The organism is Siphonobacter sp. (assembly GCF_048595215.1).
Taxonomy (GTDB): Bacteria; Bacteroidota; Bacteroidia; order Cytophagales; family Spirosomataceae; genus Siphonobacter.
This window is the reverse complement of the sequence record NZ_JBMDWJ010000171.1, coordinates 1-16,195: the sequence shown is the minus strand read 5'-3', so window position 1 is coordinate 16,195 and position 16,195 is coordinate 1. Positions and strand designations below refer to the sequence as shown.

Annotated in this window: 13 protein-coding genes; 9 read left to right on the top strand and 4 right to left on the bottom strand. The window is 51.0% G+C overall.

The window, feature by feature from the left end; genetic code table 11:
* From ACOJTG_RS09995 to ACOJTG_RS09985, 3 genes are all read right to left on the bottom strand, one after another.
* Positions 1 to 1,496: hypothetical protein (locus ACOJTG_RS09995; RefSeq protein ID WP_420153696.1), on the bottom strand; the 1,496-nt coding region annotated here is incomplete at its 3' end.
* A gap of 78 nt (positions 1,497 to 1,574) precedes the next feature.
* Positions 1,575 to 2,006 carry a hypothetical protein gene (locus ACOJTG_RS09990; RefSeq protein WP_420153695.1) on the bottom strand — a complete coding sequence of 144 codons (432 nt, stop codon included), beginning with the start codon at positions 2,004 to 2,006 and terminating at the stop codon, positions 1,575 to 1,577.
* Between the two features lie 82 nt (positions 2,007 to 2,088).
* Complete coding sequence (locus tag ACOJTG_RS09985; protein WP_420153694.1) at positions 2,089 to 2,562, bottom strand: septal ring lytic transglycosylase RlpA family protein; 474 nt, start codon at positions 2,560 to 2,562, stop codon at positions 2,089 to 2,091.
* 888 nt (positions 2,563 to 3,450) lie between these two features.
* Here ACOJTG_RS09985 and ACOJTG_RS09980 point away from each other — a divergent pair.
* The 8 genes from ACOJTG_RS09980 to ACOJTG_RS09945 all read left to right on the top strand — a co-directional run bounded on the left by ACOJTG_RS09980 (position 3,451) and on the right by ACOJTG_RS09945 (position 12,987).
* Positions 3,451 to 6,666: a SusC/RagA family TonB-linked outer membrane protein gene (locus ACOJTG_RS09980; protein ID WP_420153693.1), complete on the top strand. Its 3,216-nt coding sequence runs from the start codon at positions 3,451 to 3,453 to the stop codon at positions 6,664 to 6,666.
* Between the two features lie 45 nt (positions 6,667 to 6,711).
* Positions 6,712 to 8,190, top strand: coding sequence for a SusD/RagB family nutrient-binding outer membrane lipoprotein (locus ACOJTG_RS09975; protein WP_420153692.1), 1,479 nt, complete (start codon positions 6,712 to 6,714; stop codon positions 8,188 to 8,190).
* A gap of 49 nt (positions 8,191 to 8,239) precedes the next feature.
* On the top strand, positions 8,240 to 8,734 hold the full coding sequence (locus ACOJTG_RS09970; RefSeq protein WP_420153691.1) for a hypothetical protein: 495 nt from the start codon (positions 8,240 to 8,242) through the stop codon (positions 8,732 to 8,734).
* A gap of 42 nt (positions 8,735 to 8,776) precedes the next feature.
* Positions 8,777 to 9,901 (top strand): pyridoxal phosphate-dependent aminotransferase, encoded by a 1,125-nt coding sequence (locus ACOJTG_RS09965; protein ID WP_420153690.1) that lies wholly within the window; start codon positions 8,777 to 8,779, stop codon positions 9,899 to 9,901.
* A gap of 129 nt (positions 9,902 to 10,030) precedes the next feature.
* Entirely contained in the window at positions 10,031 to 10,384 is a 354-nt protein-coding gene (locus tag ACOJTG_RS09960; protein WP_420153689.1) for a CD225/dispanin family protein, read from the top strand.
* A gap of 78 nt (positions 10,385 to 10,462) precedes the next feature.
* Positions 10,463 to 10,765, top strand: coding sequence for a CD225/dispanin family protein (locus tag ACOJTG_RS09955; RefSeq protein WP_420153688.1), 303 nt, complete (start codon positions 10,463 to 10,465; stop codon positions 10,763 to 10,765).
* 3 nt (positions 10,766 to 10,768) lie between these two features.
* A complete protein-coding gene (locus tag ACOJTG_RS09950) occupies positions 10,769 to 11,191 on the top strand; it encodes a DUF2752 domain-containing protein (protein ID WP_420153687.1) in 423 nt (140 codons plus the stop codon).
* Between the two features lie 284 nt (positions 11,192 to 11,475).
* Entirely contained in the window at positions 11,476 to 12,987 is a 1,512-nt protein-coding gene (locus tag ACOJTG_RS09945; protein WP_420153686.1) for a T9SS type A sorting domain-containing protein, read from the top strand.
* Between the two features lie 89 nt (positions 12,988 to 13,076).
* Here the strand turns inward: ACOJTG_RS09945 and ACOJTG_RS09940 are convergent, their stop codons facing one another.
* Positions 13,077 to 14,339: an acyltransferase family protein gene (locus ACOJTG_RS09940; protein WP_420153685.1), complete on the bottom strand. Its 1,263-nt coding sequence runs from the start codon at positions 14,337 to 14,339 to the stop codon at positions 13,077 to 13,079.
* Positions 14,340 to 14,574: 235 nt separating this feature from the next.
* Between ACOJTG_RS09940 and ACOJTG_RS09935 the strand changes: the two genes are divergently transcribed.
* Positions 14,575 to 16,195: M28 family peptidase (locus ACOJTG_RS09935; protein ID WP_420153684.1), on the top strand; the 1,621-nt coding region annotated here is incomplete at its 3' end.

Sequence of the window (16,195 nt, the reverse complement as noted above, 5' to 3'; positions counted from 1 at the left end):
CGGTTCCCATATTGATCGGTTAAGTCGATCTCCAATAATCCTGTATTGGCTGGATCGGCGTATACTTTCAGTTTTGTTGTTACCTGGGTTCCTTCTTCAAATACCCGGATGGCCCGGGCGTAATCGTACAAATCCTGGTCTGCCAGCAAGAGACTTTTACCCGATTTCCCGGGCGTCTCGACCACCGATACCGGAGCCCATTTCGGAGCGTAAACATTCCAGTCAGGAATGGCCCCTTCGGTTTCTAACGCATCAAAATTGTCTTTTACCGTACCTTTCACGCGGTACGTAACGGGTACGGGCGTCCGACTAACCCAGATGTCTTCCTTGTTCATGCTGTAGCTCAGCCACAGGTCATTGCCCGGCGGGTTTCCATTCCCTTCTTCGATGCCCCGCATGTAACAGGGACCGAAATCTTTCCAGCGACCGGTATACCGTCGGGGCGGTAATTCTCCCTGAATCAGTAGCATGTGATCAAACAGAATCCCGTCGTCGCCTGTCACCACGACTAATGGAAAGCGGTACTGCGTTTGTTCGATGGGATTGTAACTCAGGGCGTAGCAGCCATCATCCGTCCGCTGCCCCCATTGCTTCCCGCCGGACATCACCAGCGTGGGGACTTTCACGGGTTCAGAAAACGTTTTGCCTTCGTCCGAAGAAAGAGCCGTGAGTGATTTTTTCCAGAGAGCGACTACTTTCCCGTCTTTGCGGTGGTAGTACGACAGGGCCTGTCCAGCCTTTTTGTGGTTGTAAAATCCATCAAGGCCGTTGTCTTCGTCGTACCACTGAAAGGTCATGAGCGGATCCTTCAGCAGATCGTCGCAGGCTTTTACAAAAGCTGCATCCGTTGCTTTTTTGTAGAACGGATAACTCGTATTGGATTCATTCCAATGGGCGTGACTGGTGTAGCGAATGAAATAAATGGGTCCGTAGGTTCCGTCTTTGTAGGCTTCGCGTACCACCCGTCCGATGCCTCCTTTGCCGAAAGGATCTTCGGTATGACCGTAGAAAGCCAGTACCAGCAACCGACCATTCGGAGCCACGTAGAAACCCATTCGCTGGTGCATCATGTATCCCTTATACCCTTCCGGAATTTTGACGCCCGCCGGAGCCTGATACGGCGGAAACACCACCTGAGGCTTATTCCAGTGTCGGCCGTCTTGGGAAGTTATGACCAGCGTTTGGCCCGGAGCCACGTGCTCATCCACGGGATTGCTCAGGTATTGCTGATAGAACGTGCCGTTCCAGTAACAGAGATTCGAGGCGTGGTTGTACGTCCAGCCGTGGTCATCGGCGGTTTCGGGGTGGGTACGGTTGGCCCGCAGGGTTTGTCGGTTTTCGGTACCAATGGCGTACCGTAGACGACCTTCGTGAAGCGTCGGATCGACGGTCTCGCCACCGATATACCGGACGGGTTCCTGCGGACTGCCGGTCTGGGCGTAGCCATTCAGTACCTGAAAAAAGGCCAGCCCGAGCCAAAAGGAAGTTGATTTCATACGCCAAAATAAGAACAGATGCCGGCGTACCTACTCGAAGAGCAAGAAAAAAGCCCTGTCACGTGGACAGGGCCTGTATTAGTTTTTCAATTTTCGCCAGCCAATGTTTTTGAGCTGGTCGGCGTATTTACGGAACGTTGGTTCGGTCACTTCACTTAGGCTAAGCGAACCCCGCAAGAGTCCAGACCGGTGATTGCCTTCAATGTAATACTCACAACCGGGCAGTACATCCAGCGTGACCTCCTGCCGCAGCCGGGGTACTAGCGTTAGTCCACTCAAAGCCGTTTCGATACGGACGGTACCCGGCTCCAGTTTAAGAGCCATGCTACCCCAGCTATCGAGTTTACCAATGTATTTGCCGTTGATCCATACTTTAAAGCGGCGGAAAAAAGCTTTTTTCTCCCCCACTCGATACAGATATACTACCGCGTCCTCGACGGAGGAGTCTTCCTCGGATTTACCCCAAACCAGGCCGGATAGCCAGGAAAGCGGGTGAAGCGTCTCATCCATACTCGTTGTGATTAGTCAGTGCGAAGGTACAAAACCCGGAACGGCTTTGGAAAAAATAGTGCCGAGATTGGAGAGATTTAATCTAGTGATGGATTCGCAGATCCGTTTTACGCCGCAGTAAAGAATCGCTGGCAAAGTACGTAATCTGTGGATCGAGGTCTGCCAGTGGTTTAGGAGACGTGGCCCCGCCCCAACGTAAAATTCGCAGCTTTACTTCACCCACTCCTTTGCCTAGGAAACCCAGCAGGCGAGCTCCGGTTTCGGAAATATCAATTAGGCGATGATGTCCATAAGGGCCCCGGTCATTAATTCGAACGATGATGGACTTCTGAGTGAGCGGATTAATTACTTCGACGAGTGAATTAAACGGTAAACTACGGTGGGCCGCCGTGAGGAACGTCTGGTTGAATAATTCGCCAGCTGCCGTCTTTTTTCCCTCAAATTTGGAATGATAAATGGAGGCCAAACCCGTTAACTCTTTGATACTCTGTGCTTTTGCTTTGCAGAAAGTCAAACAACTCAAAAGAGCCGAAATCTTCAATACGGGTACATTCATGGGGTATGTGGATTCGGTAAGCGACACAAAAATGAACGCAATCGGCCAAACTGCCAAATTAAATCGTGGGTCTACGCATTAACAACGCTAAAAACCTTGGTATCAGTCTTCTATAAAAACTATCTCCGTAGAAATTTAGTATAGGCGTATTAGAATTATTCAATTTATACCGCTTTCATTGAAACCTTACTCAAAAACCTACTTGTTAAGTTTCATTGCATTTTTTTAATAAAAACTTTATTTATATCATTAACTTAATTTCGAATAATTTGTTTTTATCAAAATATTATCCCGAATCAAGTAAAAAATAAAGTTCATAATTTGGTTTTTTGAATTTTTGCCTATAATGTTGTACCTATAAAAAATTCAAGTTCAGTACGTCTTCTTATCGCAAATATTCCTGGCCGCACTTGGAGGATTTGCTTCAGTAGAGAAGTAGACTTTATCACGTAAAGTTTACGTAATTAATTGACGTATATACTTAACGTCAATTACCATTCTCCGTACTGAAACTACTCTTTCTTGATTTCTGACATAACAGTTTCAGTGACTCACGGGCCATCCGCTCCGTAGCACTTCAGTCACTGCATGAGCTACTTTCCGGAAGTAGATTCATTCAGTTTACGTTACGGTTCCGCAGGTCATCGGGAAAGATTGCGGCCCTTTCCCTGACCTGCGGCCGTTCGTAACCTTATCATTCCAGTAGCCCCTGATTCCCAATTACTACTTAAACTACCCATTACCAGTCATTTTGAATCTGTTCCTTCTATGCAGTAAAACCTGATTGATTGCATTTCGCTTACCCCAGGCGAAAGCGAACCCACGAATGGCCGTATCATGGGTTTTGCCGAAGCTACTTCCCGCTTGTTCACACACTTGACCCTTATCATGAAGAGAAAATTACTCTGGCTATTTGCCGTATTAATGGGTTGGTCGATGGCTGTTTCCGCTCAGGATCAGGTTTTGATCGGAAAGGTCTTCTCCGACGACGATAAACTCGGTCTACCCGGCACTTCCGTATCCATCAAAGGAACCACCATCGGTACTACTACCGACACCGAAGGCAAATTCAAACTTACCCTTCCCTCGGGCGGAGCCACGTTGGTGATTTCCTTCATTGGCTATATCAAACAGGAAGTGACCGTAACGACCCAGACCTCACTTGACGTTTATTTGAAACCGGAAGCGGGTCAGCTCACCGAAGTGGTGGTAACCGCTCTGGGGATTCAACGGGAGAAAAAGGCCCTGGGTTACGCTCAGCAAAGTATTGGTGGCAAAGCCGTTTCGGAAGTTCGCCCCGCTAACGTAGCCAATGCCCTGTCGGGTAAAGTAGCAGGTCTACGCATTCAGGCGGGCACCGGACCGGGTTCGGGTTCAACGATCCAGATTCGGGGTGCCTCCTCCATTACCAACAACAACCAGCCACTCATTGTCATCGATGGCGTGCCCATCGAGCAAAGTTTCAGCAAGCGACTAGGCGGAGGTATTGCCGACATTAACCCCGAAAATATCAAGGACGTTTCGGTACTGAAAGGTCCTTCGGCTTCGGCTCTGTACGGTTCGCGGGCGGCCAACGGCGTAATCTTGATTACGACGAAAGACGGCTCGGGTCAGCAGGGCATCGGCGTGGAAGTGAATACCAACTATACCGTCGAACGCCCCTGGATTTCACCCAACTTTCAGAATACCTACGGCGGTGGAAACGGGTATCGCACCTGGTACCGCAACGGCTGGAGTGGCTCGATTACCGATCCGGCAGAAATTGCTCAGTACCGGGCCGCCTATGGTCCGAATGCTCCACTGACGGGTACGGAAGGTACCGACGAAAGCTGGGGTGCCCCGCTGGATGGCCGGCTGGTTCGCCAGTGGTGGACGGGTACCGATGTAGCACCGCTCACGCCCATGCCCAGTAATTACCGGGATTTCTGGCAAACGGGTAGTACCTGGTCCAACAATGTTGCCATTTCTGGTGGGAATGAGAAAGGAAGTTTCCGCCTCGGTTTAGGCCGACTGGATCAGAAAGGCATTATGTATTTCAATGATTTCCACCGCAATAACTATAAACTGAATAGCCATTACAATTTCACCCCTAAACTAAGCGTAAACGTCTCCGCCGAGTACATCAAAAGTGGATCGGGTAACCGGGGCTACACGGGAGGTCAGGAGTTTATCTGGTCGCACCGACAAACCGACTGGAATAAATTACGCGACTGGCGGAGTTATACCAACGTGCACATCCAGCCCCCCGGCGATACGGATCCGCCGAACTGGCAGCATACCTTCTTTACGAATCCCTACTACAGTCAGGAAATGTTGCCCACATCGGATACGCGAGATCGCCTCGTCGGAAACATCGCCCTGAATTACAAAATCCTCGATGATCTGACGCTGACGCTTCGCTCGGGTACGGATCTCTGGACGCAGACCGTCATTGCCGTCAGCAATTTCGAACGCGTCCGGAACGGTGCCCGCTCGTACGGAGCCTACAACGAAGAAGTACTCCGGCGGCAGGAAACCAATACCGACGTTCTGTTGACTTACAAAAAAGACATCACGGAAACGTTCTCGATCAATGCTACGGCGGGGGCTCTCTTGCGTACTAACTACTACAAACGCAATTATACCAATGTGGGTCAGCTGGTGATTGATGGCGTATATAACCTATCGAACTCCATTGCCACGCAGAATACCGTAGCCAGTGCCATCGAACGCAAGGAAAGTCAGTCGGTATTCGGAGCCGTGAACTTTGGCTGGCAGAATATGCTCTTTCTGGATGTAACCGCCCGAAACGACTGGTCATCGACCCTACCCTCGAACAATCGCAGCTATTTCTACCCTTCGGCGGCTCTGAGTGCGGTGGTTTCGGATCTGGTACCGAGTTTAAAAAACAACGTCCTATCCTTTTTGAAAGTACGAGGTAGTCTGGCTCAGGTAGGTAACGACACCGACCCCTACGGACTGGCCGAAGTCTATACCGCCGGAACTTCCTGGAACGGCTCCCTGCCCGAATTTTACGTACCGACGCGTAAACCCAACCCCACCCTGAAACCTGAAATCACGACGGGCCAGGAAGTGGGTCTGGAGGCTCGCTTCTTCCGGGGCAAACTCGGTCTGGACGTTACCTATTACAGTCAGACGACGAAAGATCAGATTATTCCCGTCCAACTCTCGAAGGCAACGGGCTATAACAGTGCCATTCAGAACATCGGAAAAATGCGAAACCGGGGCCTGGAAATCAGCATTACGGGTACGCCCGTTAAACTCGACAATGGGTTTACTTGGGACGTAGCTCTGAACTTTGCCCGTAACCGCAATACCGTACTGGAACTGCTGCCGGGTGTACTCAATAACCTGGTTATCAACGAACGCCGGGGTCTGACCCTAGAAGCTCGGGCGGGCCAACCCTACGGAACGCTGTACGGCTACGGATTCGAGCGGGTACAAAGCAACGATCCCTCCGCCGCGTACTATGATCCAACGGGTCAATACGCGGGTCAGTTGGTACTCACGAATGGTTTACCCGTCAAATCCACTACGCAGAAAATTCTGGGTAACGTACAACCCGACTGGATGGGTGGCTTCTCGAATACGTTTTCCTACAAAGGTCTCATCTTATCCGCTCTCATCGACGCGAAGATTGGCGGCGATATGTACGACGAAGGAACGGCCAACGCCCGCTGGACGGGTCAGTACGCCGAAACGGCCCTTGGACGGGAAGAAGGGGTGATTGGAAAAGGCGTAGCCGCCGTCCGCAGTGCCGAAGGTACGTACACCTTCACGCCTAACTCGACCATCGTTTCGGCCAATCAGTACTATGGCTACAACAACCCGCGTAACTACCACGAAGCGGCCATTTTCGATGCTTCCTACGTGAAGTTACGGGAAGTGTCGCTGGGCTACCAAATTCCTTCGGCTTTCATCAAGCGACTGCGGCTGCAATCAGCCAAGATTTCAGTGGTGGGACGGAACGTGGCCATGTTGTTCAAAAACCATCCCCACGCCGATCCCGAAATTGACGCCAATGGCGGCAATGCTCAGGGTTTTGGCTACGGCGAACTCCCCTCTTCCCGCAGCATGGGCTTCAACCTGAGCCTGGGTTTCTAACGCCGGAAAAGAGCTTTTATTCTGACCAACATTACTCCCTGACGAATGAAAACATTGACGATAAAAACGCTTGCCCTCGCCACCGGAATGGCCCTGATGACGTCGGGCTGTACGGGTAGCTTCGATTCGGTAAACGACAATCCCAACAGTCCAACCAGCGTTTCGCCGCAGTACCTGCTGACGTACGCTCTGGAAAAATCCATTGACCGGTACTGGGGCAGCAATACGCGTTTCGAGCGACTCAACCTCGACGCCGCCGAACCCTGGATTCAGCACCTGGGCCGCAACATTTACTCCAACGAAGGCGATAACTACGAGGCTTCGCAGGCCTTGATGCTCAACAACTGGCAGTCGTTCTTCAACGATTCACAGCTCAACCTTCAACGCATTCTGACGATTACGGATGAAAAAGGCAGCAATCCCAATGCCAACTACTACGGCGTAGCTCTGGTGATGCGTACCTGGGTGTTTTCGGTGTTGACGGATACCTTCGGTGCCATTCCGTACTCGCAGGCCTTGCAGGGCGGTACGGATGCCCCCGTACTGACACCCAAGTACGACGCTCAGGAGCAGGTGTATACCCAAATGCTGGCGGACCTGAAAACGGCCAATGAAAAACTATCGGTAACTGGCCCAACCATTGCGGGCGATATTGTCTACAACGGCAGTGTACTGAAATGGAAAAAGTTTGCGAATTCCCTTCGCTTACGACTGGCCAATCGGCAAGCCGCCAAGAAACCCGCCGAATCGCGGGCCATTATGAAGGAAATTCTGAGCGACCCGACGACGTATCCCATTTTCACCAGTAACGATGATAATGCCAGTCTGAAAACCACTACGTCGCGTCCGTCTAACAATGAGTGGAACGAAACGATGATCTGGGGCAGTCGAACAGATTGGAATCTTTCCCAAACGCTGGTTGATAAGCTAGTGGCCCTGAACGATCCGCGTCTGGAGGTATATGGTAGCCAGCAGGGTGGAGCTTGGCTAGGTGTACCCAACGGCTTACCCGACGCCATTGCGACGACGTATCTGGCCCGAGCCGCCAAAATTGGTACGGCTTTCACCAAAGCCGATGCCCCGGAAGTCATCATGACCCTGTCCGAACTGAATTTCATTCTGGCCGAAGCCGCCATCGATGGGGACATTGAAGGAGGAGCTACGGTAGCGAAAGAGTACTTCGAAAAAGGAGTCAACGCCTCCATGACGCAGTACGGCGTGACGGCTCCGGCTTCCTACTTCACGACGATAGGTACGGTAACCCGGGAAAAGATTCTGGATCAGAAATGGATCTGTCTCTTTGCCAACGGCGTCGAAGCTTGGGCGGAATGGCGTCGGACGGGTCTACCCGTATTCCCGGCCAAAGATCCGCGTTCGGTTTTTGCCAACGACGGCGTACTGCCCACGCGACTCCCCTACCCCGGCTCGGAAGCTTCGCTCAACGCAACAAATATGAAAGAGGGCATCAGCCTCAACGGTGGTACTGACGATTTCAAGACCAAACTCTGGTGGGCCGAAAAATAGCGGGACATACTCCGTTTTCCTACTGTCCATCTAAGCACTTAAGGATTCCATGAAGAACATACTGACCCCCCTGGCTTTGCTTGCCTGTTTAGGTTTTATTATGGCCTGCGAGAAGGCCGAAGATCCTTTCGTACCCCGGGAAGTTGCTCCCGCTCTGGTCCAGATCGTGAATGCAACCTATCAAACGGATTTTGCTACGGAACCGAATGTCCCCTCCGACAGTACGGCTCCACTGGCTCTGAAAATCCGGGTACTGAAGCTCGATAAAACCAATATTCTGGATCATACCAAGGGCATTGACTCCATTCCCGTACCGAACCTGAATGTCAAGCTGTTGAAACGCGATGGTACCGCCCTGGGTGAGGGTACTACGGATGCTTCCGGTACACTTACGCTTACTAAAACCTGGGCCGAACTGGGTATTGTCCCCAGCTACGCCAACCCGCCCCTCAAGTATTATAAAGGACAAATCGTACGATTGTCCTGGACGGGTGCGGTGGATGGCGTAGCCTTTACCCGATTGTCTTCCGTATCCGTTCGTTAATGTTTTTTTTGAATCGATTCATAACCACTAAACGCAGCATCCATGAACCGTCGTAACTGGCTTAAATCCGGGGCCTTAGCCGTCGCCGGAGCAAGCGTACCTGATTTCTGGCGACCCGCCGAAGCCGCAGCCGTTGGGCTACCCAAGCTGGCGGGCCTGCCCATCAAAGCCCGTTTGATGTCGAATGAAAATCCGTACGGGCCTTCTGCCAAAGCTCAGAAAGCGATAGCCGAAGCGATTTCGAGTGGTTGGATGTACCCCCGTGAGTCGATCATGACCTTCAAAAAAATGATCGCCCGGGAAAACGGCGTCAGTGAAGCCCACGTCCTGCTCGGAGCCGGTTCGGGCGAGTTACTGATGGCTTCCGGTATTCACTACACCATGAAAGGCGGAGCCGCTACCAATATCGTAGGCGGTGACCCGACCTACATGCAGCTGTTACGGACGGCCCTGGCCTTGGGAGCCGAATTCAAAAAAACGCCCCTGACGAAAGATTTCACCTACGATTTCAACGCCATGGCGGCGGCGGTCAACGATAAAACGTCACTCGTTTACCTCTGCAATCCCAATAATCCGACGGGTATTCTGGAAGATGCTTCGAAAATGACGGCTTTTTGCGAAGACCTGTCCAAGAAAAAGCCTTTGTTTATCGACGAGGCGTACATGGATTACGCCGCCGACCCCAAAGCCAGCAGCATGACCGAACTGGTCAAGAAAGGACATAACGTACTCATTGCCCGCACCTTTTCCAAAATTCACGGCTTTGCCGGTTTACGCATCGGCTATATGATCGGCCAGCCCGATACGCTCCGGGAAATCAACAAATTCTGTACGGGCGGCGGTAGTATGTCGGCTACCTCCGTGAAAGGAGCCATTGCCAGTTACATGGATACGGATTTTCTGACCTACTCGAAGGGCAAATGCCTGGAGTCGAAAGAATATCTGTACAAAACACTCAAGGACAAAGGGTACGATTACCTGCCTTCGTCGGCGAACTTCGTACTCTTTCCTATCAAAACGGAGGGTAAAGGCTTCGTGGAGAAAATGGCCCAGAAAGGCGTAGCTATCAAAAGCTGGGAGTTCGCCGGACAACACTGGTGCCGCGTTTCGATGGGCACCCTGGACGAAATGAAAACCTTTGGCGAAGCCTTCGGTACACTAGCCTAATCAACCTCTTCTTCTATCTGTTACCGCTCTGGTTTACCGGAGCGGTTTCTTTGTTTTAGGTGCGGCTGTTTGTTTCAGAATTTCCTTATTATTGTCCCTAATTATCTGAACCGTTAAACCTATCTATGCATGAGTATTACACCTCCTTATCCTCCCAATCCTGGGTTCAATCCGACCACGCCTTTAAAACCCAAAAACTGGCTTACTGAAAATATCGTCGCTACGGTCGTAGGCCTATTTTGCTGCTGCGGGGTTAATGCGATTACTGGCGTTATTGGCATCGTTTTCTCAACGCAGGTCGACACCAAATACAACGCGGGCGACTACGCCGGAGCGGAAAGTTCTGCCAATACGGCCAAGATTATGTTTTACGTAACGGCCGGTCTGGTAGCCCTGGGGGTTATTCTGAATATTATATCTTTCTTCTTATACGGAGGCCTGATGTTCAAGCAAATGCAGGATAATTATAATTACAGCATGTAAGCAAGAAACTTGCGGGCTTTTCATACGTATTCTGCTCACATTTAATACTCTAAATCTCCCTTTGTCTCTGTACTTTCTATGGAAAATACTCCATCCTACCTGGCTCCTCCCAAACCGTACAACTGGCTGGTACCCGCTATCCTGGTCACGCTTTTCTGTTGTAACTATCTGGGTGTTGTGGGAGTCGTTTACGCCGCCCGGGTGGAAACGAAGTATAATTTAGGTGATTACGCCGGTGCTGACAACGACGCCCGTCAGGCCAAACTCTGGACACTGGTTCCGCTGGCCGTGGGGGTTATCGCCTGGATTATCCTTATGGTATTTTACGGAGCCCTGATCACCAGTACGATGCGAAGCGGAGGCGTACCCAATACCTATTAACGAATGGCTCCTGCTTTACGCCTGTTTTTATACTGGATGGTGGCGGCTATGGCCATAGCCGTCGCCTTTTTGTATTATGAATTCAACCCCGTTGAACACGCTTTTTTCCCGCCCTGTTTATTTCGACAGTATACGGGTTTGCATTGCCCGGGCTGTGGGGCTCAGCGGGCGTTACATCAGCTTTTACATGGGAACATTCGGGAAGCCTTTCGCTACAATGCCTTGCTATTGTTGATGATTCCGTACGTGAGTCTGGGCTTTGTGCTCAGCGTTCGCACGCATTTTCGCGGAACGGGTTACGAGACGATGCCGCAGGCTTATCGTAACCCTCGAATCATTATTGGGATCCTGATCGTTATTTGTTTATTCTGGATTTTCCGAAATATTCCGGTAGAACCCTTCTCTTGGCTGGCTCCGCACGATTGAGCAGATGGGCCTAAACCATCGCTCCTGTTCTTTCACTGCTTTCATTAGCGAATATAGGGTTGCTGTCTTTGCGGGAGATTTAACTTCAAAACATTCACAAAGTCAGGAATAAGCCCCTGATAATTAGGTAATAATTGGAGCGTTTCACCTAGAACGTATACACAAATTTTATACGTACGAATGCTTGTTAGCCAGCTATTGCTCCGTATATTGCTCGCGATTTTTGCTTAGCCCTCCCTTAATGACGATCAATACAGGCTATTCGAACCATCAATTTGCCCTATATGAAAAAAAATTACCTATCTGCTTTGTTATTGGGGAGTTTACTAGTTGCGGGTTCCGCCAAAGCCCAGCTAGTAATCAATGGTACTAAATTCTCTAATTCGGGATATGTGAGCAACTACTCCTCCTATACCGAAGTTAAGTCCTCCTCTAACTCAACTTACTCAGCTAGTAACCGTGCGGTATTCGAACACTTTGAAACGTCACCGCAGGCTCTTCGCATCGACAATGCTTACGAGGCCAATCTAGCCGATGGGGGTGTTGATGAATTCAAAGGTCCTAACGGCTCGCCCGGCGTACAAGGCGTGAGTGGTTCAGTAGCTCCGAATTTTCATACGCTGATTCTGAACAATGGAGCCACTTTCCAAATTACGAACAGTAATGGAGCGAATGTATACGGCTCCGCTCAGCTCAATAACGGTATTACCACCACGAACCGGTCTCTGCGACAAACTGGAGCCCTGCGGTTTCAAAACGGAGCCACGTACCAGAACGGCAATACGGATGCCCGACACGTGAATGGTTACGTCAGTAAAGTGGGTAACAACGAATTTACGTTTCCCGTAGGTTCAGGCAGCGACCTTCGGACCCTGAAAATGTCGGCTCCGAGTGCTAATTCGCATTTCAGCACGGCCTGGAATGCCAGCCAACCTACGAATACCTCTACGAAGGAAAGTAGTATTCAGGCCATTGCCGCAGCCGGTTTCTGGGATTGGATTACCGTTACTCCTAGCTCGACTCCCCTGACCATTACGGTTTCCATGCCGGATCTGAGTACATTCGCCGTTGCTGAAAACCTGCGATTGGTAGGTTGGAACGGTTCGCAGTGGGTTGCGTTAAGCGGCGGTCCTTCGGCGAGTGGCAACACGGAAAACAGTACTTTGCAAGGTACCATTCCAGCCAACAGCTCAACCATCACGGCGTTGGCCATTGGCAGTAGCTCCGGGGCACTGCCCGTATCGCTGGCAGGTTTCACTGCCAAAGCAGTAGATGATCAAAAAGTAGTGCTTGACTGGGTAACTGCGGGCGAAAAAAATAACGCCTTTTTTGAAGTACAACACTCCATCAACGCTCAGCAATACGAAACGCTTGGCAAAGTAGAGGGTCAGGGAACAACCTACGCCCGTACGAATTATAAATTCAGCCACGAAGGTTTGAGTCCGGCGACTATCCATTACTACCGTCTCAAGCAGGTCGATTTGGATGGAAGCTTTACTTATAGCTCCGTTCGTTCGGTGAAACTAGAAGGCTACCTGGGTATCGAACTGTACGCTACGGTAGAACCCGGCCGTACGGTAAAAGCTTTTGTCAAATACGGTGATGATCAACTCTCTGATCAGGCTACCGTCTCACTCGTCGATCTGTCCGGCCGCAAGCTTAGTTCAAGAGCCGTATCGCTACAAAAAGGAACCAATCCGGTTGAGTTTCCTGCCGCTTCCCTCGGAGCAGGTTTGTACCTGATTCGTCTGGAAAATGCTTCTCAAAACTCAACGGTAAAGGTGGCGATTCCGTAAGCCTGTCGCTGCTCTACTTCTAAAAGAGAGGCGTTCCGAACTTCGGAACGCCTCTCTTTTTATACGTTAGTAATGCTATTGTCCTTTTCCTAAACTTTCACTACGACTCCTTTTCGGTATAAAGCCCAAACGATTAGTCCCCAGAAAGCCAAGTATAACAATGCCCAGGCCAAAGAAGCATTCATTGGATTGGAAAATTGCGGAGCCAATAGATCGCTATACAGATAGTGCTGCAGACTTACGGACTTTTCATTCGTGTCAACCGGAATCGCGGAAAGAATGCGGGGAATGATTCCCGAGAAAAAGAAGACAAGCATGGGATTGACTCCAAACGCGACAAACGGCAGCGTCCAGCCTTTACTACCTTTGACGTCAATCCAATAGTACAATCCACTCAGTAACACCAAAGCCCAGCCCGCCGCTACCAGTACGTACGAACTGGTCCATAGTGCTTTATTGATGGGGAATACCGTATGCCATACGCTTCCGAGCAAGATACCCGCCAGACCAGCCAGCAACAAATACCGGGCTTTCTGCGGACCCGTCAGGCTTGGTGTACGTAGTAGCGTACCGGTCAGAAGCCCCGCAATGCCCGTACCGAGAGCGGGTAAGGTACTTAAAATGCCTTCCGGGTCCCAGGTTTTGGCACTCGCCCATAAATGGCCCGGTAATAACGTATAATCTACCCAGGCGGCCAGATTGGTTCCTTTGTCCAGATTGGCTTCGCCCACCCCGGGTACGGGAATCAGCGTCATCAATCCCCAGTACAAAAATAGTACACTCAACCCTACCACTACCTGTACTTGCCAGGAAGTTCGCAAGTACAACACCGCAATCAGTCCGTATACAATTGCAATGCGTTGTAGTACGCCGGGAATGCGGACCGTTTCATACGCGTCAAAACCGCCAAAGGCCAGAAGGATCATGAGCAGAAAGGTGCCCAGAGCGATGTAAAATTGGTACTTCTTCTCGTATTCGCTAAATAAAGCCCAGGCGAGTATCGCCGTAATCGCCAGTCGTCCCAGGAGCAAAGTTGGTCCTTCCAGACCCGGCAACTGAATTTTCGAGAAAAAGAACAGAAACCAGCCCAGACAAAAAATGCGTAAGGTACGGATTGCAATTTTCAGCAGCGTATCCCGATCCCAGCGTTTATGTGGCATGGCCAGCACGACCGACACCCCTACAATGAGCAGAAAGGTGGGAAAAACCAGGTCCGTCGGGGTATACCCGTGCCATTCGGCGTGAAGCAATGGAGGATAGACGTGACCCCAGTCGCCGGGATTGTTGACGACCGTCATGAGCATAATAGTAAGCCCCCGAAGCACGTCCAGTGAAAGTAAGCGGTTTTTCATAGAAAGAAAGATACGGAATCAATAACCCGCAAAAATGGGCAAGCCGTGCGAATTCTGCTAGGGATGGCAGGAATTGATTTCAACAAAATCACGATTTGCGTAATTTTCAACGGTATTTTCTTCCTTGGACCTTATTTTCCGTAGCCTTTCCTGTATTTTTCAACCAGTTTTCGAAGGCTCGCTTTTGTCTGTCTTTCGAACACCGTCTTTCACCCGTTTTAACACGTTCTTTCCGATGAAAACCGTACTTCTACCCCTATTCGCCTTTGGATTGACGAGTCTGGTACAGGCCCAACAGCTTACCGGATTTACGCCGAACCGTCAGACTTCCGAGCTTAACCTGGAAACTGAATTCAAGAAACACCAGTCGGCAGCGACTTATAAAGAGCACTTAACCCGTCTGACGAGCGTACCACACGTAGCCGGTACTCCCGAAAATGAGAAAGTCCGCGATTACATTGCCGAAACCATGCGAAAAGCCGGCTGGCAGGTGGACATTTATCCGCACGACATTTATTTACCGAAAGGTCCGGGTGAAGTGGCCGTGGAAGTCGTACAGCCGATTCGTCAGCCCCTCAACATCCGCGAATATCTTTTCCCGGAAGACAAATATGCCAGCGATCCCCGGCTGATGCCCGGTTGGAATGCCTACTCCGGATCGGGCGATGTAACGGCGGAAGTGGTCTACGCCAATTACGGTCGAAAAGAAGATTTCGAGAAGCTCAAAGCTCTGGGCATTTCGGTACAGGATAAAGTTGTGCTGGCCCGGTACGGCGGTAATTTCCGGGGCTACAAAGCCCAGTTTGCTCAGGCGGCCGGGGCGGCGGGCCTCATCATTTATACCGATCCGGCGGACAACGGCTACGCCAAAGGTCTGACGTTTCCCGAAGGCCCCCAGCCCAGTGAAAGCGTTATTCAACGGGGTTCTTTGTTGACCGTAAATTATACGGGTGATCCGTTGACCCCTTTTGAACCCGCTCTTCCCATCGATGGCAAAGTGAAAGTAAAACGCCTCGATCCGAAAGACGTGGATTTGCACAAAATTCCAGTAACTCCCATTCCGTACGCCTCCGCTCTGGAAATTATGAAGCAAATGAAGGGAGCCAAAGCGGTACCCGCGGGCTGGCAGGGCGGCTTGCCGTTCACGTATCGACTCGAAGGCGGACCGGGCCTGACTGTACGTCTGAAAGTAAAACAGGAGATTGCCATCACTCGTGTGTACGAAGTTGTGGGTACGCTGACGGGTACTGAATTTCCGAACGAATGGATCATCGCCGGATGTCATTACGACGCCTGGGCTTACGGTTCTACAGACCCTAATAGCGGTACGGCTATGCTACTGGGCCTGACGGAATCTCTGGGTAAGTTGGCGAAAGCCGGACAGAAACCCCGGCGTACCATTAAAGTAGCCCACTGGGATGCGGAAGAATTCGGCGTAATCGGCTCGGCCGAATGGGCCGAACAATTTCGGGATGAACTGACTAAAAACGCCGTGGCGTACATGAACTTCGATGCCGCCGTCTCGGGTCGGGTATTCGGGGCGAGTGCTTCGCCTTCGCTGAAAAAGCTGATCATTGAAGCCACGCAGGCCGTGGCGTATCCGGATTCCAACAAAACGGTGTATCAACACTGGCTCGCTCAAACCTCTCCCCGCAGTGGCAGTACGGTTGGGATTGCGTCCTCGGCTCCAGCCCTGGCGGCCAACGAACCGACCATTGGTAACCTCGGTGGTGGCTCCGACCACATCGGCCCGTACATGCACGTGGGGGTACCTTCCCTGAGTGCGGGCGTGGGCGGTCCTACGCTGTATCACTCTTCCTACGACGATCTATTCTTCTATAATAAGTTCGTCGATT